This window comes from Acidimicrobiia bacterium (assembly GCA_018057765.1).
GTDB lineage: Bacteria > Actinomycetota > Acidimicrobiia > IMCC26256 > JAGPDB01 > JAGPDB01.
In genome coordinates, this window is the sequence record JAGPDB010000002.1 from 32,138 (window position 1) to 54,433 (window position 22,296).

Annotated in this window: 21 protein-coding genes and 1 tRNA gene; 7 read left to right on the forward strand and 15 right to left on the reverse strand. The window is 36.5% G+C overall.

Annotation, left to right across the window (positions count from 1 at the left end):
- Window positions 1–80: 80 nt before the first annotated feature.
- From rplA to KBF89_01510, 3 genes are all read right to left on the reverse strand, one after another.
- Entirely contained in the window at window positions 81–770 is a 690-nt protein-coding gene (rplA, locus tag KBF89_01500; protein MBP9115005.1) for a 50S ribosomal protein L1, read from the reverse strand.
- Between the two features lie 2 nt (window positions 771–772).
- Window positions 773–1,201 carry a 50S ribosomal protein L11 gene (rplK, locus tag KBF89_01505; protein ID MBP9115006.1) on the reverse strand — a complete coding sequence of 143 codons (429 nt, stop codon included), beginning with the start codon at window positions 1,199–1,201 and terminating at the stop codon, window positions 773–775.
- Between the two features lie 116 nt (window positions 1,202–1,317).
- Complete coding sequence (locus KBF89_01510; GenBank protein ID MBP9115007.1) at window positions 1,318–3,165, reverse strand: hypothetical protein; 1,848 nt, start codon at window positions 3,163–3,165, stop codon at window positions 1,318–1,320.
- Window positions 3,166–3,252: 87 nt separating this feature from the next.
- Between KBF89_01510 and KBF89_01515 the strand changes: the two genes are divergently transcribed.
- Window positions 3,253–3,897, forward strand: a complete 645-nt coding sequence (locus KBF89_01515) for a thiamine diphosphokinase (GenBank protein MBP9115008.1) — start codon at window positions 3,253–3,255, stop codon at window positions 3,895–3,897.
- A 62-nt stretch (window positions 3,898–3,959) separates the two neighbouring features.
- Here the strand turns inward: KBF89_01515 and KBF89_01520 are convergent, their stop codons facing one another.
- Complete coding sequence (locus KBF89_01520; GenBank protein ID MBP9115009.1) at window positions 3,960–4,427, reverse strand: MarR family transcriptional regulator; 468 nt, start codon at window positions 4,425–4,427, stop codon at window positions 3,960–3,962.
- A 123-nt stretch (window positions 4,428–4,550) separates the two neighbouring features.
- On the opposite strand from KBF89_01520, the gene KBF89_01525 reads away from it, so the two are divergent.
- The gene (locus KBF89_01525; GenBank protein MBP9115010.1) at window positions 4,551–5,087 is read left to right on the forward strand and encodes a YceI family protein; all 537 of its coding nucleotides are present in this window, start codon (window positions 4,551–4,553) and stop codon (window positions 5,085–5,087) included.
- A gap of 119 nt (window positions 5,088–5,206) precedes the next feature.
- Here the strand turns inward: KBF89_01525 and nusG are convergent, their stop codons facing one another.
- The 3 genes from nusG to KBF89_01540 form a co-directional block, all read right to left on the reverse strand.
- Window positions 5,207–5,938 (reverse strand): transcription termination/antitermination protein NusG, encoded by a 732-nt coding sequence (gene nusG / locus KBF89_01530; GenBank protein ID MBP9115011.1) that lies wholly within the window; start codon window positions 5,936–5,938, stop codon window positions 5,207–5,209.
- A 34-nt stretch (window positions 5,939–5,972) separates the two neighbouring features.
- Complete coding sequence (gene secE / locus KBF89_01535; protein MBP9115012.1) at window positions 5,973–6,158, reverse strand: preprotein translocase subunit SecE; 186 nt, start codon at window positions 6,156–6,158, stop codon at window positions 5,973–5,975.
- A gap of 314 nt (window positions 6,159–6,472) precedes the next feature.
- Entirely contained in the window at window positions 6,473–7,147 is a 675-nt protein-coding gene (locus tag KBF89_01540) for a hypothetical protein (GenBank protein MBP9115013.1), read from the reverse strand.
- A 121-nt stretch (window positions 7,148–7,268) separates the two neighbouring features.
- On the opposite strand from KBF89_01540, the gene KBF89_01545 reads away from it, so the two are divergent.
- Window positions 7,269–8,810, forward strand: a complete 1,542-nt coding sequence (locus KBF89_01545; protein MBP9115014.1) for a hypothetical protein — start codon at window positions 7,269–7,271, stop codon at window positions 8,808–8,810.
- 66 nt (window positions 8,811–8,876) lie between these two features.
- Here the strand turns inward: KBF89_01545 and KBF89_01550 are convergent, their stop codons facing one another.
- Together KBF89_01550 and KBF89_01555 are read right to left on the reverse strand one after the other, a co-directional pair.
- Window positions 8,877–10,022, reverse strand: coding sequence for a hypothetical protein (locus KBF89_01550; protein ID MBP9115015.1), 1,146 nt, complete (start codon window positions 10,020–10,022; stop codon window positions 8,877–8,879).
- Between the two features lie 93 nt (window positions 10,023–10,115).
- Window positions 10,116–10,322 (reverse strand): hypothetical protein, encoded by a 207-nt coding sequence (locus KBF89_01555; protein MBP9115016.1) that lies wholly within the window; start codon window positions 10,320–10,322, stop codon window positions 10,116–10,118.
- A 184-nt stretch (window positions 10,323–10,506) separates the two neighbouring features.
- Between KBF89_01555 and KBF89_01560 the strand changes: the two genes are divergently transcribed.
- Window positions 10,507–11,322: a hypothetical protein gene (locus KBF89_01560; GenBank protein ID MBP9115017.1), complete on the forward strand. Its 816-nt coding sequence runs from the start codon at window positions 10,507–10,509 to the stop codon at window positions 11,320–11,322.
- 201 nt (window positions 11,323–11,523) lie between these two features.
- Here the strand turns inward: KBF89_01560 and KBF89_01565 are convergent.
- Window positions 11,524–11,596 (reverse strand) — tRNA-Trp (locus KBF89_01565).
- 165 nt (window positions 11,597–11,761) lie between these two features.
- Between KBF89_01565 and KBF89_01570 the strand changes: the two genes are divergently transcribed.
- On the forward strand, window positions 11,762–13,834 hold the full coding sequence (locus tag KBF89_01570; GenBank protein MBP9115018.1) for a hypothetical protein: 2,073 nt from the start codon (window positions 11,762–11,764) through the stop codon (window positions 13,832–13,834).
- Window positions 13,835–13,841: 7 nt separating this feature from the next.
- On the opposite strand, the gene KBF89_01575 is transcribed toward KBF89_01570, so the two are convergent.
- The 5 genes from KBF89_01575 to KBF89_01595 form a co-directional block, all read right to left on the reverse strand.
- On the reverse strand, window positions 13,842–14,804 hold the full coding sequence (locus KBF89_01575; GenBank protein ID MBP9115019.1) for a DUF4349 domain-containing protein: 963 nt from the start codon (window positions 14,802–14,804) through the stop codon (window positions 13,842–13,844).
- A gap of 353 nt (window positions 14,805–15,157) precedes the next feature.
- On the reverse strand, window positions 15,158–16,042 hold the full coding sequence (locus tag KBF89_01580) for an aminoglycoside phosphotransferase family protein (GenBank protein MBP9115020.1): 885 nt from the start codon (window positions 16,040–16,042) through the stop codon (window positions 15,158–15,160).
- A gap of 2 nt (window positions 16,043–16,044) precedes the next feature.
- Window positions 16,045–18,273 (reverse strand): hypothetical protein, encoded by a 2,229-nt coding sequence (locus KBF89_01585; GenBank protein ID MBP9115021.1) that lies wholly within the window; start codon window positions 18,271–18,273, stop codon window positions 16,045–16,047.
- A gap of 76 nt (window positions 18,274–18,349) precedes the next feature.
- The gene (locus tag KBF89_01590; protein MBP9115022.1) at window positions 18,350–18,604 is read right to left on the reverse strand and encodes a ferredoxin; all 255 of its coding nucleotides are present in this window, start codon (window positions 18,602–18,604) and stop codon (window positions 18,350–18,352) included.
- Between the two features lie 157 nt (window positions 18,605–18,761).
- Window positions 18,762–19,361 carry a hypothetical protein gene (locus KBF89_01595; GenBank protein MBP9115023.1) on the reverse strand — a complete coding sequence of 200 codons (600 nt, stop codon included), beginning with the start codon at window positions 19,359–19,361 and terminating at the stop codon, window positions 18,762–18,764.
- 413 nt (window positions 19,362–19,774) lie between these two features.
- Here KBF89_01595 and KBF89_01600 point away from each other — a divergent pair, with 413 nt between their 5' ends.
- Window positions 19,775–21,973: an amino acid permease gene (locus tag KBF89_01600; protein ID MBP9115024.1), complete on the forward strand. Its 2,199-nt coding sequence runs from the start codon at window positions 19,775–19,777 to the stop codon at window positions 21,971–21,973.
- A gap of 43 nt (window positions 21,974–22,016) precedes the next feature.
- Window positions 22,017–22,241, forward strand: coding sequence for an ATP-binding cassette domain-containing protein (locus tag KBF89_01605; protein ID MBP9115025.1), 225 nt, complete (start codon window positions 22,017–22,019; stop codon window positions 22,239–22,241).
- The last annotated feature ends 55 nt before the right edge of the window (window positions 22,242–22,296 follow it).

The window sequence follows — 22,296 nt, forward strand, 5'->3', positions numbered from 1 at the left end:
TGAGGCACAATTACTGCACAAATGTGGCACAAAAAAGCGTCCTACCCAAAAACCCAGGCAGGACGCTCAAAATTTGATAATTAACCGACAAGTACTTTTATACCGGGTCCCATTGTTGTTGAGATAGAAACATTTTTTATGTATTTACCTTTAGATGCAGCAGGTTTCTGTCTTTGAATTTCTTCTAATACAGCAGAATAATTCTCAGCAAGTTTGCTTGGTTCTAGGTTAGCTTTACCAATAACAATATGTATATTTCCAAAACGGTCAGTACGATATTCAACTTTACCAGCCTTGAATTCTTCAACAGCTTTAGCAACGTCAACTGTAACAGTTCCAGTTTTAGGGTTAGGCATAAGCCCACGAGGACCAAGAGCCTTACCTAAACGACCAACTTTTGCCATCATGTCAGGAGAAGCAATAACAAGATCGAAATCCATCATTCCTTTTTCAACATCTGCTACAAGTTCATCAGCACCAACAAAGTCAGCGCCAGCAGCTTTAGCAGCACTAGCAGCCTCACCTTGAGCGAATACTGCAATACGAACTGTTTTACCAGTTCCTTGTGGAAGGGCAATAGAGCCTCTAAGCATTTGGTCAGCTTTACGCGGATCAATACCAAGACGGAAAACTACTTCAACACCTTCAACAAATTTACGTGCAGAGCTTGACGCAATTTCAGTTAACAATTCAAATGCTTGTTTTGCTTCATACTGAACTTCTGGATTAACTTTTGCTTGTGCGTCTCTTACTTTTTTTGAAACTGCCATGATTATGCCTCCACAACTTCTATACCCATTGAACGACATGTGCCTTCAATTTGTAACATTGCGCCTTCAATGTCGATAGCGTTAAGGTCGGGCATTTTAACTTCCGCGATCTCTTTAACTTGAGCGCGAGTAATTTTTCCAACTTTAGTAGTTCGAGGATTATCAGTACCCTTTTCTAAACCCGCAGCTTTAAGAATTAATTTTGGAGCTGGAGGAGTTTTGAGTTTGAAATCAAATGTACGGTCATCGTAGATAGAAATATCTACAGGAATAACTTGACCTTTTTTATCTTGTGTTGCTTCATTGTAAGCCTTACAGAAATCCATAATGTTTACACCGGTTGGACCAAGCGCGGTACCAACTGGAGGTGCTGGAGTTGCACCACCTGCTTGAATCTGTAGCTTTACTACAGTAGTAATTTTTTTCGCCATGAGGCTACCTGCTTTCTGTATAGTTACGTTCCTTGGTTTAAGGACATAATCACAAACCGAGGTTTTGTTTGCGAGCTTAAATTCTAGCGCTTTTCAGCTATTAAGCCCAATCAGGTTTAAACAACCATACCAATAGGAGAAACTGTTGATGTACCAGGCCTTAAAAGGTCTGTGGGTATGTCAAGATCACCCAAAGCCTTTCTAAGACTGTCGATCCCTAAATATACGATTGATTTTTTCATATCAACAAAAACAGGATTTTTTAAGGAATATTTATCGCCCAATGGTGTAAGAACCTCAGTTCCGATATCTAAAACCAAAATTCTGTTTTTATCTTCACCAAGTGCAATACGCGAATAGCCACTGATTGTACTTTCATCAAATTTGGTTTCATTCGATTCTCCCAGCTCCGCATCTACGTCTGGTGAAGACTCCAAACCAACATGTGTCAAGATACCTGTTTTAAAGTCAACAGTTTCCCAAATTACTCCTAAGTCTTGCAAAAATTTTTGTTCTTGTTCACTCAAACTTCCATATTTGCGGCTACTTAAAAAGCTTTTCAAAGTAGTTAACGGTTCACGGAGATTATCGTGACGCAAAGTATATATCTCACCAGAAGCCGTAACCAGCTCAGTTCCTACTGGGATAACTACATTTTGATTGAAGTTACCTTTTTTTGGAAGTTGATTAGGGTCAAGATAACGGTCTGGAAAATTATCTGACCACATCTCTAAAGTTTTGAAATTGCGAGCTCTAATAAACTCATCGATTTCAAAGATGAACCCGCTTGCTAGTAAAACTTTTCTCTGTTCATCAGAAATCACAAACTCGCCTTTGCGGATTTTATCCGCCGCAAAACCAACTTCTATTTTTACCTGGCTACTACTTTTATTTATTCCGAATTCTGCAATTAGCTTAGATGGTATATCTGCTAATTCAAAAGTTGCATTATTACCTATTGCTATGAATTCAAATTCTTTGTTAACTTCTTTCCATCTTTCGAAAGCAATTAGAAATAACTCAAAATCATGAGAGCCCATTTGCTCAAATACAATCGTATCTGCATTTTTCTTATCAGCTTTCATACCGTTGTTGTTTATTAGCTCCTCTAGCAACTCAACATCGACAACAGTATTTCCGTCTATATTCAAATCAAACTCACCAGCAAAAAATCTACCTATTGCTACATCGCGTGTTTCATCTATTCCATAAGGCCTGCCATTATGATCAAAGAAATAAGCACCTTTTTCGATATGAATTTTTGTATTTAATGGGAATAGTTTTGCATCTGGGTTCCGATTCATCCAAAGTGCATATAGAGAATCATACATCGTACGTTCTGCTAATTTTTTACTTTTTAATACATCAACTGAAAGATCAGCAATCTCATATTGAAAAATTATTCTTGGAATATTACCTTTCTCATTTAAATGTAAATAAAATTCTCCTACATCGAACGTAAGTGGCATAAAGATCTCGGATTTTTTACCATTAGCTAATGAAAATTTTGTTCCTGGATCTAAGGTATATTTCTCACCAAGAATAGGTGGTCGTGAATTTTTCTTAATGAAAGATTCTAAAGCCATTAAATTTGCCATGAATTCAAAATGAAAAGAGGTTGGAGTAACATCTAATTGGGGAATATTTGCAATAGCATTATCGTTCAAAAAAGCTCTAATAGAAAGAGACCGTTTCGCAGTATAGCCACCAACGATCAGATACAATGGGTGAGCTAATTCTGCTTGTAGATGGTCGACCCTAATTGAACAACCTGCACAAAAATTAAAAGCCCGAAGCCTATCGACCACCTTTCTACTATCAAATATTTTTGTGTCAGTATTTATACAGCTAGCAAATTGATATAATTCCGAACCAGCATTTCCTATAGCATCAGCAATGCTTGTAACTGGTTTACTTAAATATACAGGCGTCCCAGGTATACCTTTTGAACTATCATCATCCATGAAAATTTTCATCCTTATTAATTGATTATAAAGAATAGTTCTTATTGATACGGATACTCAAGTTTGAATAATTGATATACTCGGTTAATGCAAAGCACAGTATTGATATATCTAAGTGGTACTGGGCCAATTCGCTTTCCAGTCGAAATCGACAAATTAAAGCTAGTCAAGGTTATTGCCGCGGATTCAGGCATTGAATTAGCGCAAAAACATAATACGCACGTTGATGTTTTAGTCGGTGATTTAGATTCAGCATCAGAACATTGCATATTGATAGCAGAGAAAGACGGCACTGAGATAATTGAATTTGACATTGACAAAGATTTTACAGATTTTGAATTAGCTGTGGCAGAAGCGAAAACAACAGATGCAGAAAGGTTAATAATAATTGGTGGGGGTGGGCTAAGAAGCGACCACCTACTTGCTAATATCTCGGTTTTAGCAGGAAGTCACACAGAAGAATTTATTGTTGATATATATTTCGAAAACGAGATATTAAAAATATGTAGAAATAATCAACCTAGAAATATCTATGGAAAAATTGGTTCCTTGGTTTCCTTGATTCCTGTAAATGGAGATGTACAAGGTGTCACTACTAATAATTTAAAATGGAATTTAGAAAATGAAAAGTTAAGTTCATCGCGCGCATTAGGAATCAGTAATGTACTATTAGATAATGAAGCAGATATAGAAATAAAAAGTGGATCGTTATTAATTGTCCAGCAGATTTAAATTATTTAAGTTATTTAAATCTTTATCTTTCTATCTTTTTATTTTTTTATCTTTTTATCTTTTTATTTTTCTATTTCAACACCAGGTGCTATTGAATTAAATACATCTGTTAAATATTTTACTTTGCCATCACCTATTGGTTCAATAAAGTTTTGCAAAACACCATCGACATGTACAGAAGAATATTTTTTTATTAGCGCAAAACCTTTTTTAGTTAACTGACAAGTTTGACCCCTACCATCTTCTAAAACTTCTAATCTTTTGACCAAACCGTCTATTTCTAATTGTGTGACTCTATAAGTCAACCTGGATTTATTTGCGCTAACACTTTTAGCTAAATCTGTCATACGCATAGAATGGTCATTGCTTTCGGAAAGTTTGACAAATATCTCGTATGTCAAAAGATCAATTCCTGCACTTTTTTCTAAATCTTCATTAAGTTTTTTCGTCAGACGAAATTGTGCACCAAGAAATGCTCTCCATAATTTTTGTTCTTCTAGTGTTAACCACCGTTTTGGTGCTTTATCCATTTTTCCTCTTAATCTTTACTATTAACCTAATTGTATTGACAATTCAGAATATTGTTCAAATCTGAACTATATTCTATTCCATTGATACAATATATGTTATATCAAAGATAATAAGGAGATAAAATGACATTACCAATCGCTACCGGAAAATGGGCTATAGACCCAACACATTCAAGCATCGGATTTATTGCGAAACATTTAGGTTTCACAAAAGTTAGAGGATCATTCGAAGAATATTCACTCGAAGTAAACGTAGGCGATACATTAGAAAACTCAAGTGTAAGTACTACAGTTAATTTAAATAGTGTCAATACTTCGAATGCAGACCGTGATGAGCACCTAAAGGGTGCGGATTTTTTTGGTGGCAGCGAAAACCCAACAATGGTCTTTAAATCATCATCAATTACTGGTAGTGCAGATGATTTTAAAATATTAGGTGACCTAACTATCAATGGAAAGACAATGCCAGTTGAATTCGAAGCTGAATTCGGTGGAGCAGTTACAGACCCATTCGGAAATCTAAAAGCTGGGTTTGAAGCTAAAGGTGAAATTAACAGAACTGATTTCGGCATTAATTGGAATGTTCCAGTTGGAGATGGTTTTCTAGTTTCAGAAAAAATCAAAATTGAATTAGATGTACAATTAACACCCGCTAGTTAAATTTCCTCAAAAGACTCTAAGGTCTGTACTTGCCGCGCAGTTTATCCATATATGGGTAAATTTTGCAGGGACGGACCTTGTAGATCCTTGTAGAGCTTGTACCCTACAACTTGACAAACTTAGAGTTTGGCTACTTGACCAAATTCCAATTCAACTGGTGTTTCGCGCCCAAAAATATCAACAAGTACTTTAAGTGTATTCTTATCAATATCAATATCTGAAATTGCACCATTGAAATCTGCAAAAGGACCAGTAGTAACTCGCACTTGTTGTCCAACTTCGAAATCTAAACGAGGATGAGATTTAACTGCAGCTGCTACTTGTGTTTTCTCACCAGTATCACCACTACCCAAAATATTTTCTACTTCTTTACGGCTTAACGGATTTGGTTTTGAATCAGCACCAACGAAACCAGTAACACCAGGTGTGTTACGAATCACGTACCAAGTATCATCATCAAGATTCATACGAATCAAAACATATCCTGGAAAAACTTTTTTCTTAACAATAGTTTTCTTGCCATTTTTAAATTCAATAACGTCTTCCATAGGAACGACTATTTCGTGGATACGCTCTTCAACATTCATAGAACGCATACGAGTCTCTATATTTTGCTGAACACGGTTTTCGTATCCTGCATATGAATGAAGTACATACCATTTACCTTTGCGGTCATATGGAGAAATGATAATTTCGTCTTCGTCTTCATCATCATCACTTGAAACCACATCAACAAGTTCAGCAGCATCATCAAAAGCAACTTCGCCCTTATCAATTGTTTCGGGTTCAACGAACGCAGTTCCGTCTGCTTCATTGATTTGATCGGTTTCGTTTATAGTTGTTTCTTCCATTTTCTTTCCAATATCCTTCTAGATTTTTAAATAATTATTTACTGTAAATTATATTTGCTAATTTTTCAGCACCGTAATCAGTTCCAAGGATTAATATTGTAACAAGAACTATGCATACAAGTACAATAATGGTTGAATTTACCACTTCTTTACCGCTAGGCCAAGATACTTTTTTGAGTTCTTGCCATGCTTCTTTGAAAAAGTTTATAGATTTTTTGATGACATTTACTTTGGGAGCATTAGGATTTTTCGGTGGACGCTTTTTTGTGGCAGCATTCTTTTTCATATTTGCTCGTTGAGAATCTGCATCCATTCCCATTTTTGTGGTCATGCGACGCATCTCGCGGTTCATTGGTTCTTCAGGTGATGTCATAAGTGAATTCATTTTAGTACGCAATGAGCCCAATAACCTGATTAGTTTTGCATTTTTTAGACTTTATCTAAAACATTTATAAAAATAACGATAAGATTGGCGATTCTGTAACATCAAGCTCAACTGTCCTGCTAATTAAAAGACAAATTGATAGCCAACATTTATTTTTTGGTTGAAGCCATTGAAAGGTTTTTTAATGCTACTCGTATTGCAGATATAGCTTTATCTACTTCAAAGTCACGCACTAATACCATAATCTCATTTAGTGTTGTGTATATTTCTATTACCGAAATACCTTCCCAAGCTAAAATCCTGAGTGGGAATTGCAATACACCTGTAGTTTCAATTTGACCATGTGTGCGTTGCAGAGAAATACCAGTCAGATCGGGGATGATGTTGACGATTTCTTCATTTTTTAATTCAATTTCTAAAGTCGATTGTAGTGATTTACTTGTTATTATTGATGTCTCATTAAACCCTTGTGTGAAAATAAATACAGACGCGAAGTTAGTTTCCAAATTTTTTGAGATCTTTGCCAACTTTGTTAATAGCTCTGATGAATTTTTGACAGTCATTTCAAATAGGTCAGATCGAAGTCCAAGGTTTGCTAAATAATCGGCCGGATTGACTTGATAGTAGGGTTTCATTTGGGAAACGTAACGCTGCAGAGCTATAACTACCGATCCCTGGGTAATTGATTTTCGCAATTCATTTTGTATTTGTGGCTGTATCTTGCGCGCCAAAGAAGAAAGGTTAATCAGCTTTTCGGTTAATGCTTCGCGCATATAAGGCGACTGGTTAACTATTTCTTCAACACTTTGTGAGATTGATATCATGTATATTATTATACAGACACTATTAGAATTGTACAATATGTATAAATAATTGATTCTTATCATCATTTCGCCTTTAATAACTTATACAAGCTACGAGCTTGTGGTATTTAAGGACGAGATTATGGTTACTAAGAAGAAGAAAAGAACGAAACCAATTTTTATACGTGATACTGAAGGCATAGTTAGCAAAAAACTTGCTGAGTATCTTTTAAGTCTGCGCAAAACTGGTGAAGTTGATCAGACTCCAGTACTCACTAAAACAAAAGCGGTTGCTTGGGCTAAAACACATACTACTTTTCCTCAACGACATTTGGACAGGTATGAACTTGGTCTAGTTGAAGAACAACTGAGAGGTCATTTTGATATCCGTTATTCAAGTACAAAGCTAGTTGAAGTTGCCGAATATGTATATAAAGTGCGAAGTGTTTACGGGATGAACCTTAGGCAATGTCGCGATTTTCTTTCGAGTCATTTCGTTGCGAGCAGACCAGCAGTACAAGACGCCTTAAATGCTGCGATTATGAATTCATTCCAACTTTCAAGAGATCTACCTTTTTGGGATCAAGCTCAGTATGGAAAATTTGAATACCTGTGCAAGAATTTAGCGGATGAACAAAAAATAGACACTCGGCTTGGTTGGGAAAGACACGTGTTCACCCAGGTACAAAACTATATATTCCAATGTCTACATATGGCTTCTCCCAGAAATGATGCTCGATACAAAATAGCTCCTGATGAGCTTAAAAGGTTTAGGCCAATAATCGAAAACGAGCTAAGAGCACTAGTAGATCGCAGTCGCGATGCTGGACAAGAACAACTTGTTGAACTCACAAAAAGAATAATAGAAATTAGCTCATTTCGGTCAATAGATTTTTCAGGATTTGATCTTGCAGTAGCTTTCATGTCGCAATTTGATCTACCTAATTTTGAGCTTTATGCGAATCTAAGATTATTCATATCTCAACCCGAGAGTTTAAAAGCGGTTCAGAAATTTACTGAATTTGTTAAAGATTTATCGCCAGAAGAATTGGTTGAAAGTTTTAGACAGATAGCGCCCATACATCGTCATGGTTCCAGTGCTGTTGTGCTTGCGAACCTAATTAAGAGTAATGCCTTAACCCCAGAACAGTCTATTGCATTTGCAGAATTTGCTGTTCAAGAGTGGGCTGGATTCCCAAAATATAATCATGAGAAAGCAGACAGACTATTCAATTTTGGAATGAGTGGCGAGTTGGATGCATTTAAAGATTCTAATAGTCAAGCATACGAAGCATTTATGCTATTTTCTGTTCTTAGAAAACAACCGACAGAGGATTGGGATAAAATCCCCCGAAGTACAGGGCCAAATCCTGCGTTTGATGTGCTTGTGAATAGTTTTCCAGAATATGTTGAGAAATTAATCGATGCCAACTTTGTCCCAGAGCAAGAGGAAATTAGTACCGTAGCTAAGGCATTTGGTTTAGATAGCGATGATCCCGCCGTTACTAATGTTTTACAACAATTAGTGACTCATCCTAATGCCAGTGACGTATTAGCTAGCCTTCAAGTTCGCAGAGCAGACAGGGAAGCTAAATCCAGTGCCATTCGAGCATCCATATTACAAGAAGGAGTTACGTCCTCAATCCAAGCCAGCTCAATAGAAGCCTTACCAATAACCCACTAATGTACAGTTTATGTAGATATGGGCAAATTTCGCAAGGACGGACCTTGCACAATCAGACAATACAGTTTAAAGGCCGGGCTGATGTGGTGTAGTAGCCAGAGTGGTAGGTGGTGTAGTTGCGGGTGGTTGAGTTGTATGAGGAATTTCTTGCGTTGCAACAGTTGATTCCCCACCATCACTCCAAGGTTGGTGGTGAGGTTTCTCTGGTATGACCATACTTGGATCATGTGGAGGATTTTTTGGTCGGTTGTTATCTGGTAATAGTGATGGTTCGCCCTCTGGATCTGCAAAACTACGTTTGGTATTAGGCGAATTTGGGATATGATGTCCTGAAGTTCCCTCAGTATCGTTAAGTTCAAATGTTGAAAGACGATTAGCATCTATAGAAGATGGGCGTGGGCTCTGATGAGAGGCTACAAGCCGGGGATAACTAAATTTCTCAGGTACACCACCAAAAGTTGATGGTTCAATTATTATAGTGCGCATAGCCTTGCCATTCTCACCTATATCTTCATTGTCAATACTTACACCATCGAGCTTGTGAGCATAATCAAATACCAAGCTACCTGAATTAGCCTCAATAAGCTGGCGTACAATATCTTTATGGTCAAGACCCTCAAACTTTTCTATGTTTTTTAATACCGAAAGCCCATTACCCGCAACTATAAGCCTTCGCGCAATTTCACCATGATATTTAGCATCAAAATTTTCTATACCCACGGCAGCTTCAAAGCCAACACCAGCATCAATTGCACTTTCAACAACAGACATTTGATCTAATTTATCGAATATGTTCATATTATTAATTACAAAACTGAATTCTCGTTTTTGCATTAAATGATCTGCAAGTTCAGCTGTTAGATTTTTGAATCCTTCTATATATTTTTTAACATCATTGACATAGCCATTTTCTGTCAAAAATATCGCAATCGCATTATGGTCCGATTCAGGAAAGTATTTGATCCCTGGTGCTATGAACTCTCCATAGCCACCAACTATGAGACCGACTGCTATCTCTGCATCTAGGGAACTAACTTTTTCGTAACTATATTCCTCTAGCTTATATGCTACTGCCCACCCTTGTTTTAGTGCGATAAGCCTATGAGCAATATACTTTTGATCTTCTGGTGAATATCTAGAGACATCGATTGATAATCTTTCATAATCTCCATTGACTAATCTTATATCCGCTTGTTCTCTTGGTATTGTCATCCCATTAGCATACAACAAACATATACTTTACGTCAAAAGGGCGTATTGTGATACTTTAAGTCGTAAATACAGGAATAATGTGAAGTGCGTATATTAGTTTACTAAACCTGGTGTAGATGTTACTGCCACTGTCGTATCAGTCAACGCACTTCTCGGTACATAGTTCATTTTTCTTACATTTGGTAAAGCAGGCTCTGCAGGCATACCTAGATGCCTTTGTGAATCTAATCCAGCTGACACACCGCTCACAGCTGGAGATGTTGCTTCTTGATGTGGACTTGGTATATTTGCTTGAGACATATTAACACTCTACATACATAAGACTTAATATGTCAAGAATACAGAAATTTTAGTTTGTATATCGTAAAGTTTAATGTTAGAAGTAATACAAACAGCAGTAATATAAGAATATATATCTTACATCACATATGGTGTATATACATTAAGTTGACATTAAAGAACGATTTCTTCTATTCTTATCTTCATGCTAAAAACACTATCTAAGGGATATTATGGACCATTTAAAGCCACACGCTTGATTGGTAGGGGCCACTCTGGAAAATTAGCTACCACACTCAGAAATTATCGCGATTTAGATTATTCACATGCATTTAACCTGATAGGAACTAATCATGGAGATCAGGTTGCGCAAAATATTATGAGCTTTATGGCTAAACGCCATGGAATAATTGTTAAAGAACTAATTCGTCAAAAGAAATTTACTGAGCTACTCAAAAATATAAAAATATTGAATAGTGAAGTTACTAGCAGGATCGAGCCAAACGAATTAGCGAAGCTCGCTATTGACTTAGATGATGTCGAAGGGTTAAGTGAATTAGATAAGACAAAGCGTATTGGTAAACTAGTAAATTATCTAAGCAACTTTGATACCTATAAATTAGATAAATATGTTGCTCAAGCCATTATCGACGCTGGACTAATTAAACAGTTTTCTGAGAATTTAAATAAATTTTTTGATCTCGATTTAAAAATAGTGCTCCAATTATTTGAAGCGGGATACGGCGAAAAAGCCTCACTAAATAATCGTAGCTTTAAAGACGTAAGCATCAAAAAAGAAATTCTTCCATATACTGGCCACGCCATCTATGGAATTCAAACCCCATCCTCCATAGAAGATGAAGAACCCATCCTGAGAATATTTACTGAAGATACTATGATCCTGGACAGTTCAAATGCAGATACAGAAACACGATTTCTTGAATTTATGAGACATGCCAGTTCGCAAATAACTGATGGTGCAAATAAAATAGCCACAAGTTTTCAACTGACTAATCCTTAATTTACACTAATAAGTTAATAGTTTCCTAAAATTATAAATCTGTGGACAACTTCGCTAAAGGCTAAACCTTAATACTTGCTTCGCAGGGCACAAGGGACCCAGAACTACCGTACCCCAACCAGGTTGGGGAAATAAATATATGCAGGACACAAGGGACCCAGAACTACCGTACCCCAACCAGGTTGGGGAAATAAATATATGCAGGGCAGGAGGGACTCGAACCCCCAACCGCCGGATTTGGAATCCGATGCGCTACCAATTGCGCCACTGCCCTTTGGTTCAGCAATTCATAATTTTAAGAAAGCTAAGTTAGTAATCTTAGCAACTATGACGCACTTAACGAATAACGTGCGGATGAATTATTATGAATTTCATAAAGTCCCATGTTAAGGTGACGATACCCATTCAAATCAAACAATAACTTAATCAAGGAATTAAAATGCCATTAGTTACCATATTAATAATAATAGGAATATTCATTCTCGTAATTGTTGCGTTTAAATCAATTACAGTTATAGGCCCAACACAAATTGGTTTGGTTAGAAAAAATTTCTCTTTCAAAAAATTGCATGATGATTCCCCAATTGCGTTTAATGGTGAAGCAGGATACCAAGCAAAATTATTAATGCCAGGTTTGCGATTTAAACTTTACCCTGTTTTCTCTGTACAAAAATTCCCTTGGGTTCAAGTTCCTGCTGGTGAGATTGGTGTTGTTATTGCTCAAACTGGTTCTCCTCTCCCTATAGGTGCGAAGTCTGCTATCTATAAACCAATATTTGAAAATTTTTCTAATGTAGAAACTTTCTTAGTAAACAAAGGACAAAAAGGTGTTCAACGACCTGTTCTTCCTCCTGGTACTTTGGTACCAATTCATCCTGTTGCTTTTCTTGTTATTACAAGCCGCGAAGTTTTTGGTTTGCCTGTCTCACCAGATTTTGCAACTATTTCACGAAAGGGTGGCTTGACTCCACAGCATTTTGGTTTGAATCCAGAACAACTTCGTGTTGTTGAAATTTCTCCACAGGGCGATAGAGATGTTTTAGGTATTGTTACAACTCTTGAAGGCGACCCACTACCAAGTGGTGATATCGCTGGTCGACTAAATGGTTTTGCTGATGTACAAGAAAAAGAAAACCAAGATGCGACTGATGCTGAACTCATCGACATGATTATTGGTACTAAAAATGAATTACACAATAACTATCAAGATTTCCAATTATTTTTAGATAATGGTGGAAAAATTGGTCTACAACACGACCCTTTGCTTTATGGTGCATATTTGTTGAACCCGTTTTTAGTTCGCGTTGAACTTGTCCCAATGTTGGTTGTAAACCAAGGTGAGGTTGCTGTTATAAAAGGATACGTAGGTTTACCAACTCTAGATACTTCCGGAGTTGAATTCAAACATGGTTCAATAGTGCGACCTGGCCATCGCGGTATCTGGCAAGAGCCGCTGCGCACAGGTAAATTCCCTATCAACCCAAGATGCTATGCAGCAGAAATAGTTCCTACTTCAATTCTGACATTGAACTGGTCTGACGAAAATTCTCAAGCTCATGATTTAGACGCACACCTTAAAGCTATTAATGGTAAATCTCGTGAAGGTTTCGTTTTTAGTTTGGAGTTACAAGTACAAATTCATGTTCCAGATACGAAAGCACCGAAAGTAATTTCTATGGTCGGAACAATGATGAATCTTGTCAATGAAGTTTTACAAAGTGCTGTAGGTAACCATTTTAGAAACACTTTACAAGCTGCTGAAGCTGTTACTTTTATTGAAACTCGCCAACAAGTTCAGGAAGATGCATTGATAGCAGTTACCCGACATTTGTCTAATTATGAAGTTGAGACTAAAGGTGTATATATACAAAATGTTGAATTCCCACCAGAATTAGTTGAAGTATTAACTCGTCGTGAAATTGCAAACCAAGAAAAGGCTACTTTCCAAGAACAAGAACGTGCACAAATTGTTCGTGTACAAATGGAGAAAGCAAAAGGTACTGCCGACATGCAGAGTTCGCTTGCTAGTGCTCAAGTAAAAGTAGAAATTTCTAAAAATGAGGCAATGGCCAAAGAAGCTGCCGCTGGAGGTGAAGCCGCATTTATATCTACTACAGGTAAAGCTGAAGGTGAAAAAATTGCAGCAATAGGTTTAGCAAATGCTTCTGCAAAACAGGCTTATGTTTTAGCTGTCGCTAAAGGTGCTGAAGCACTTGGACTTGCTCGAGCACGAGGGTACGAAGAACAAGTGCGGGCTGTTGGTGTTCAAACTACCGGTTTAGTTGCTGTAGCCAATGCGATTTCAGAAGGCAAGATTACTGTAATGCCAGAAATTTTGGTTAATGGTGGTGGCGGTGCTGGAGAAGGTTTAGCTGCAACACTTATGGGTTGGTTAAAATCTATGGGATCTGACGTTAACTCAAGCGAGAAACTTAAAGATGAGGTCAAAGAAGTTGTTAAACAAAATATAAAAGAAAAAATTGAAATAAAACCAATAGACACTATATCTTAAATACTATCTATCCTTCTTGACTAGACTTTTTAATATTTTTTCGGTTGACTATTGTTTTTACGATCAAAATTATAAGTCCAAACAAAATTATGAATGGGAATGTTGCTCCCAGGATTATTACGATTCCACCAAGTGAAGTCAATAACGACTTAGATGATTTATCCCACGACTTTCCTAAAATCGATTTCGAACCCTCGTCTTGCGCTGATGAAGTTTCTCCTTTTTCAGTGAGAGTTACAGTTATTGTCGATAGCGATATTTGTTCGTTTAATAATTCTTGTTGACCTTTAGTATTTTCGATATCTGACTGTACATCGAATATTTGTTGCTGTATATCAAGAGCACTATTTGGTGTCGCCTTTTCAAGAGCAACGAGTAGAACCGCTTTTCGTTGTTCTAAAATTGCTAGTCGAGCAGTATAATCTTTTACGTTATATGACTCATCAAATGAATCTAGAGAAGAACCTGTTACTGTACCTAATTCACGTAGTGCAACTAATTGTTCATCTAATTTGTCGCTTGGAATTCGAACAGTAATAACCGCACTATGTAGAGTTGAATCATTACTTTGAATATATCCTCCATCTTTTTTGATGATCAAGACAACTTTGTCATAGTTCTTTGTTAAAGAATTTTTATCAATAGTTATATCAATAGTTCCAGTTTTAACAATATACTTACTTAATGGGTCGCCAATATTTGACTGAGGTGCTTGCTCTGTAAGACCATTTTTAGTTTCGGAACCAGACTTAGACGTTTCAAAACCACTGTCTTGGCTTGAACTGTTCGAATCATTTATACCAGGAATATCCTGCGCATCCGATCTTACACCAACTAATCCATCCTGATTCCTATAAGTAGACGGTGATGCTTTTTGCGAATCTTTTTCTGCACCCAATTCGTTTATTCCAACGAAATATCCAGATATTAATAGGAAAACTATTGCTGTACTTAATACTATTTTCTTCATGGCCACTCCTTGTTTTTTGAATCTACAGGTTGTGACGTCATGAAGAAAGAAATAGTTCCAAAATTGGTGTTTTATTATTTTATTTTTAGAGTTTCTTCATACTTAGATGGATGATAATCATAATCTTTTGGGTTCGATTTAGCATTTCCTATATTCTTTTTGCAATATTGCAATATTTTTTTGCTCAACACGGTTTGTGTAAAGCTCTTTATTTAGTGCAGCAATTGCTAATACTTCTGTTGAATCTGTATACTCTAAAAATGCTCCTGTTTCTAGTTAATCATTGATACTTACATCTAAGAATTTTTGATTTTCTCACAATGGACAGATATTAAATAAGACATTGCGAGGGTTTATTCATACTTGCCGCTAGTCAAATTTTTTTTAATTTCTTCAATTGCAGTATTTATCTTTGCTTTATTGCCTAGCTTTAAATTGTATTCTAAATCCCGAAAAGCAATGATGCTAGCGCGCAAGGCAATTTTCCTATTTAAAATATCATTAGCGCCATATGATTTTAATGCTGATTCCAGAACCACTTGATCTTGTATGGCACAAAAATCTTGCGAAGCATCATAGTAGCCCAAATCTCCAAAATCTATTACCCCAATAAAACCATCTTTCTTCATAATAAGGTTCCCGTAGCCGATGTCTCCGTGACACATTACTGGTTCAATTCCAAGTGACTGTATTTTTGTTGGAAATAATTCTTTAACAAAGTTATTCAAAATAGATATTTCATTCAAACTAAATAACTCTTTGAGAGCCATTTGTAAATTTGTATACTTCTGACCCAATAACAATATTTCGTCTTCAAGAGATATTCTTTCCAATCCATCTAGTTCCAATGAATGCAACTTCTTTAGAAAGGTACCCAATGTAATGCCGATATGGATTTTAGTTTCAGCGTCGAGTTCATTTTGTATATCTCTTAATTCTGATCCGACGACACCTTCGTAACCTATATATTCGTATTTGTCAGACACCCAAAGAATTTTTGGTACTTGAATGCTCAGTTGTTGATTCTCTAAAAGATAGTATATTTTTACTTCACTTCGGTAGTCGTCTTTCACTTCGGAACGTCTTGGAAACTTAAAAACATACTTACCTGAATCGACAATGTAGACACGACTCATCCAACCAGTTTCATTTAATTCAATTTGAACATTTGCATTACCCTCTAAGTCACTAACAAGCTCGACAACAATTGCTTTCTCATCATCAATATTAAATGCCATAATCAATTATTATAATTTGTACGAAAGAAGCTTGTAGCTAGTATCAAGACACCACTAGATATTAGCAATATGGCAAAGAGTAAATTCTCTACAATATTCAGACCAGTACTAGAAAGTTCACCATTAGCAATACCTGTCACACTCCCAACAGAATTAAGACCAGGAGCAACATTTTCATTTTCGAAATTAGATATCAATGGCACTGTAGTAGTTATGTTTTGAACAGGAGTAGTCACAATAGTTGTTGTAGTAGTGGATTCTTGATCTGAATTAGGATCTCTCGTAGTATAAAGAGAACCTCCGTAAGCTCCGGCAACTAAATATGTACCACTTGCATTCATTGTAATGCTACGCCAGTCTGCTGAACCCAAATCGTCATGTCGAGTCCATGTGACTCCCCCGTCTGTTGAGGTATGTATATAGCCAGGATCTGCATAGTCTCTTTCTGTCGCTGCCAAAATGCTCCCATCAGCATTTGATGAAATAGACGTCCATTCGGTTTGAATACCTGATGATGTTCTTTCGATCCACGTTGTACCAGCATCAGAAGAAGTATAAATATAGCCACCATTTGGATAGCTAGCATCTGTAGCAGCCAACATATTTCCGTCAGAACTAGATGTGATGGACATGAGGTTTTGTGAACCAATAACATTTCTAGCTACCCACGTAACTCCATAATCAGTTGACATATATGCATAATCATTTTCTACAGTCACCAATTTACTGCCGTCAGCACTTGAAGTAACACTGCTTAAATATTGAGCGCCGGTCACTAGAGAAGTCGTCCAATTTTGTCCACCGTCGTTGGATAAATAAATTGTATCTGTACCATTTGCAGCAGCTAACTTTGTTCCATCAGCACTAGAAGTAATTGATGTCCAATATTGAGTACCAAGGTCCGAGTTTTCAGTCCAAGTAAGTCCAGCATCGTTAGAGTTATATACATATCCACCGTTAACAAGTCCTATTAGTTTATTACCATCTGCGCTTGAAGTAACAAATATCCAATCGCGAGCACCCGAAGTAGTTTGTTGAACCCAAGTTACGCCAAAGTCATTAGAGGTATATATATAATCTCCTGATGCACCTGCAGCGACCAGATTTTTACCATCTAAACTAGAATCTATTGATATCCACGGGTTGACTCCAGGAATATTATTTTCTTTTTCCACCCATGTTGTACCAGAATCTGAAGAAATATAAATATAGCCTCCGCTAACATAGTTGTTGTCGGTAGCAATAATTTTGTTGGCATCTTTAGAATAAGTAACAGTATCAAAATTATGCATGCCGCCTGTTACTGCCTGTGATGTCCATGTGGTGCCTGAATCATTCGAGATGTAAATACTTCCTCCACCAAACTGTAAATTTACTGCTACTAATTTAGTGCCGTCGGAATTCGATGATATATATTTCCAATTACGATTTCCAGCTGAAGTTTGTTGTGTCCATGTAACACCTGCATCATTTGAAGTATAGATATAGTTATTTCCAGCAACTGCTGCTAATTTATTCCCATCATCGCTAGAGGTTATTGAATAGTAGGCATGAGGTGCTCCCATTGAAGTTCTCTTTGTCCACGTTGCACCTGAATCATTAGAAGTATATATATAGCCTGATGATGAATTATTATTTGCTGCGGCTAACTTTGTACCATCTGCACTAGATGCTATAGAAGTTACATAAAGAAATGAAGCAACTTCGACTCTAGATGAGTTCCATGTAATACCATAATCACTCGACTGATATACATAACCACCACTGTAATCCCCAGTTGCAGCGATTTTTGAACCATCAGCACTCGACACAATAGATGTCCAATAATGAGAACCGCTTGCTGTTTGTTTTATCCAAGTAACGCCAGAATCAGAAGATGTATAAATATATCCCTCAATTTCTGCGAGTGCTAAATGTGTGCCATCAGCACTAGAAGAAATTCGGCTAAATTTTTTATTTACAGGAGTAGTCTGATCTACCCAAGTCTCTCCAGAATCGCTAGAAGTTTGAACAGTCCGATTATTTCTTATGACTGCTAACTTCGAACCATCATTGCTCGCTGCGACTGGACTCCAATAGTTATATCCATTCTTATCGATCTTATGCCATGTATATCCGCCATCTGCATTTGCAGGGATTGTCAAAACTATCAACAAAAAGAAAGCTGCCGAAATCATAAAGCGTGACCACAACACACGCTTTGTATTATTTGATGTCTCGAAAATATTCATATGTCGCTTTTCTTGATTTGTTCGATATAACATCGACCAAAAAACAAGCAAAGTTGACAGATAAAAATAGTATTATTTAATCAAAGATACTTAATTCAAGCATTAAACCTTGATGATCGTAAAGCTTGATACATTCTTGACCACAATTAAGTGCTGCTTCTACAACTTCTTCAGCTCTGTCTGGGTCTACAGCTGCTATTTTATTAGGGTCTTCTAATAGTCCATCATTTGGGTCAACAACAAATGCTACACCTCCGGTTTCTTCAATTACAAAAATACCAGGCGCATCAGTTACACAAGTCCCAATACCAGTACATGAATCACGATCCACCCTTACTCCAACAACACTATTAATGTCACTGCAACTTCCGCACCATTAGCTGGTGTAGTTTGTCCAGTCATAATAACCTCTTCCTTGTCTTGAACTTGCAATAAAAAGTATCACTTAATTTCTCACTTTGTCAAAATCCAAGGTAGTTCTAATGATATTACATAGTTAAACTGACTGAAGTTGATAAGTCAAGCAACTGGTTACTCAAAGCTAATCTTACTGGATCAGTTAATGTGTGATTTAGTGGAACGGGTGATCTTTTTTCTATTTCGTAAGGATGTAGTACGTGATGGGCTCTTCGTTGTAGTTCTTCGGGAATTTGAGATTTCCACCCAGGTCTTTTATAAAGTAGATTAAAGGCTGCCAATCTAAGGATAAAAGGGTTAGCCTTGCCTTTTGGATCTTTGCGCAAATCAACTATGGTTGAATTTGGAGCGAGAGTCTCAGGTAGGAAAGACGAAGTCTGATCATCAAGTATCTTTTCAGATTCTTTGATTATCAACTTTTCTACTTCTAATCTCAAATTTCGGTTTTGAAATCTTCCGTTTTGTTCTGTAGATAATCTAAAGAGATTTCTTAAAACATACTTTTGTAATTCTGTCGGAAATATTTCTGGCTTTTTGTGAAGTAGTTTTAATGCTTTTACACAATCAGCTTGAGAATTCATCAAAATGGTATCAATACATAGAAGCAGCCTATTTATGTCATCTATCTTAAGAACCTCTCGCACCAAGTCATCTTGTTTTCGTCTTGCCATATATCAATTATATAGAGCCATCAAGATTTGTGCAATTATCCCGATTTAAACCATTTCATATAGAATATCATTTATAAAAGTTAAAGAAGCCATAAAATATCATCTAAAGGCAATTCAGTATGTACAATGCTTTTATTCATTACTTTATATGTCCGAAAAGTACCTGCAAGCGGAATCAACATTATAATTGCACTTAACCAAAATGTTTAACACAATTGCTATTAACCACATATTATTACTTCAAGAGCAACGAAAGTAGTCATTTTTAATTCAATAAAACATTTAATATAAGTGATACCGCCTAATTAAATATGCCTAAAAATCGACAATGACTATCGAACAGGCTGAGAAAATGAAAAAAGTTTTCACAAAATATTCTAAACTATTCTACTGAAGTAAAATAGAAAGTAGTAATGGGATACGTATCACATAAATTAAAAAATCCGGTAGCTGGCGCACTAGCTGGTGGTGGCGATCCAGCATCATCACCACTTTACGTATTCGGTCCATTTCTAAAATTACTCTTAGCAGCAGGACTAACTAAAGTAGTTTTTGGTGCAAGCGTTTGGCTAGTAATTTTTACAGTTGTATTTGTTTCCTTGATGTATCGCTCGGTAATGAAATGGATAACTGATGGATCAGGCGGTAGTGGACTATCCGAAGAAGAATTTGGGAGTTGGGCAGTAAAAATTACTGCTGGTATTACATTTGTAGAATACACGCTTACATTCTTAGTATCTATGGCTGCACTTGTAACCTTTGCAGCTGACCGTTTCCCTACATTAAACGATACAGTTTTCATTGTACAAAATAGAGCATGGTTAGCAATCGCTGTAAGTTTTTTTACAGCATGGTTAGTCAATCGCGGTCCAGCAACAGCCGCTAAAGCATTTGGTCCTGCTACTGCTGGAGTACTAATTTTGCTTTGGGTATTAATGTTCGTCACGATTTTTAAACGTGGCTTTGAAATCCCAGGAATTAACTTTGATGCTTTTAAATCAAATGCCATAGGTACAACATTTGGTGGATATGCTCGAATATTAGCATTGATGACCGGTGTTGAAGTATTTGCGAATATGGTTGCAGCATACGACGGTGAACCAGCACAAAGAAGTCGTAAAGCATTTAATTCTCTGATGATAATAATGGTAACAACTGGTATGACAATGTTAATTGTTGGTCCAGCTATACGTGACTTGGCAGATCCTAGTAACGAAAAAGTTTCAGTATTCACTCAAACAATGGACCAACTACTACCAAAATGGTTATCTAGTATTGGTACATTTGTTGGTATCGCAGTTTTACTTTCCGCGAGTGCTTCAAGTGCTTTGGGTTTACAGAATTTATGTGTTGGCCTAAAGTTACGTCATTATGTTCCAGCAACGCTTGGAAAAATAAACAGATTCGGTGTAGCAGGACGACCTGTATGGCTCGAAGCCTTAATTGCAGCAATCGCTTATTTAATTTTTGGCACTAGTGAAGAAACATACTTGGCTCTATATGCAGCAGGCGTATTTGTTTTACTATCGATGACTGGTTGGGCTGCAACTAAAAGACTCTTTAAACTACAAAAGCAAACACCGTCGCTACATAATATTGTTATTTTAATAGGAACAATACTGGCAGCACTTCTAACAACGGGTGCCACTTGTATTATATTTTACGAAAGATTTACTGATGGAGCATGGACATATTTTATGTTCATCCCTGCACTATATATTATATTTAGTATATTTAGAAAACTTCTTGGTCCTCCTACAATTACAGAGCAACAAACTGCAACTCAAATTGAAGCAAACTTTTTACAATCAGCAGATTCAGCTCTTTGGGAGATCGAATCACAACATGTAGTTAATTCTATTGTTGTTCCAACCGATGGCACAGTACCATCACAAAATGCTATTTTAATTGCGAAGGCAGTCGCAAAAAATATAATTGCGGATATCCATTATTTACATATCGATAAAAATAATGACAACCATAATAATTTTATTTACGCTAATGATGTAGATCTATTAACACCAGAAATTAAAGAAAGCGTTCCACGCAGTATTGTTTCTTATGCTGATACAAAAGGTGCAGATTTAATTATTATGGGGACGCGTGCTGCTACCGGAAAGTCAAATATTACATCGCGATCAGTAACTGCAGGTGTCATCCAATTGACTGATTGTCCCGTGTTAGTAGTGCCCGCAAATTGGACGGTGCCTGAAAAAATTACACGACCAAAAAAAATGTTAATTGCATTAGATGGTTCGAGGTCTAGTGAGCGAGCACTTGCATTCGCTGTTAATATTGCAAAGAATTTCAACACACCCATAACTTTATTACATGTTCCAGCAAATCCAACTCGAATAAAACCAATGACACAATATCTAAAAAGTATCGCAAAATTTATAGAAGCCAATGATATCACTACCAACATTATGGTCGAAGGATTAGAACCAACAACAGCGATTCCAGAAATCGCAAAGGAAATTGGCGCAGATTTATTGTTTATGACAACACGAGGACTTTCTGGTTTCTCTAAAGTAATAATTGGCAGTATTACGGATAAAGTTATTAGAAGTGTTGATATTCCAACAGTAGTAGTACCTATGGTAGAGGATTAATAATTCACTCAACTAAATATAACCTGAGTGCTATGTTTATTTTATGAGCGCAATTAATGTTCAAAATGTTGCTAAATCTTTTGATTCTTTTCAAGCATTAAATAATATTTCTCTTGATATTGAACAAGGAGAAATATTCGGTTTTTTAGGTCCAAATGGTGCTGGAAAATCTATAACAATTCGATGTATTATTGGTGCTATTTTTCCAGATAGCGACAAAATTACTATTGATAATAACTCCGTAATAAATAATTCTTATAAGTACTGAGAAATATTGGTTTTGTCCCCCCTGATTTGAATCTAGAAAATAATTGGAATGTTAT

Bases quoted from the DNA above. Each gene is read 5' to 3' on its own strand.
- rplA (MBP9115005.1), bottom strand. From the start codon at position 770: ATGGCAGTTTCAAAAAAAGTAAGAGACGCACAAGCAAAAGTTAATCCA.
- rplK (MBP9115006.1), bottom strand. From the start codon at position 1,201: ATGGCGAAAAAAATTACTACTGTAGTAAAGCTACAGATTCAAGCAGGT.
- KBF89_01510 (MBP9115007.1), bottom strand. From the start codon at position 3,165: ATGGATGATGATAGTTCAAAAGGTATACCTGGGACGCCTGTATATTTA.
- KBF89_01515 (MBP9115008.1), top strand. From the start codon at position 3,253: ATGCAAAGCACAGTATTGATATATCTAAGTGGTACTGGGCCAATTCGC.
- KBF89_01520 (MBP9115009.1), bottom strand. From the start codon at position 4,427: ATGGATAAAGCACCAAAACGGTGGTTAACACTAGAAGAACAAAAATTA.
- KBF89_01525 (MBP9115010.1), top strand. From the start codon at position 4,551: ATGACATTACCAATCGCTACCGGAAAATGGGCTATAGACCCAACACAT.
- nusG (MBP9115011.1), bottom strand. From the start codon at position 5,938: ATGGAAGAAACAACTATAAACGAAACCGATCAAATCAATGAAGCAGAC.
- KBF89_01540 (MBP9115013.1), bottom strand. From the start codon at position 7,147: ATGATATCAATCTCACAAAGTGTTGAAGAAATAGTTAACCAGTCGCCT.
- KBF89_01545 (MBP9115014.1), top strand. From the start codon at position 7,269: ATGGTTACTAAGAAGAAGAAAAGAACGAAACCAATTTTTATACGTGAT.
- KBF89_01550 (MBP9115015.1), bottom strand. From the start codon at position 10,022: ATGACAATACCAAGAGAACAAGCGGATATAAGATTAGTCAATGGAGAT.
- KBF89_01555 (MBP9115016.1), bottom strand. From the start codon at position 10,322: ATGTCTCAAGCAAATATACCAAGTCCACATCAAGAAGCAACATCTCCA.
- KBF89_01560 (MBP9115017.1), top strand. From the start codon at position 10,507: ATGCTAAAAACACTATCTAAGGGATATTATGGACCATTTAAAGCCACA.
- KBF89_01570 (MBP9115018.1), top strand. From the start codon at position 11,762: ATGCCATTAGTTACCATATTAATAATAATAGGAATATTCATTCTCGTA.
- KBF89_01575 (MBP9115019.1), bottom strand. From the start codon at position 14,804: ATGAAGAAAATAGTATTAAGTACAGCAATAGTTTTCCTATTAATATCT.
- KBF89_01580 (MBP9115020.1), bottom strand. From the start codon at position 16,042: ATGGCATTTAATATTGATGATGAGAAAGCAATTGTTGTCGAGCTTGTT.
- KBF89_01585 (MBP9115021.1), bottom strand. From the start codon at position 18,273: ATGAATATTTTCGAGACATCAAATAATACAAAGCGTGTGTTGTGGTCA.
- KBF89_01595 (MBP9115023.1), bottom strand. From the start codon at position 19,361: ATGGCAAGACGAAAACAAGATGACTTGGTGCGAGAGGTTCTTAAGATA.
- KBF89_01600 (MBP9115024.1), top strand. From the start codon at position 19,775: ATGGGATACGTATCACATAAATTAAAAAATCCGGTAGCTGGCGCACTA.
- KBF89_01605 (MBP9115025.1), top strand. From the start codon at position 22,017: ATGAGCGCAATTAATGTTCAAAATGTTGCTAAATCTTTTGATTCTTTT.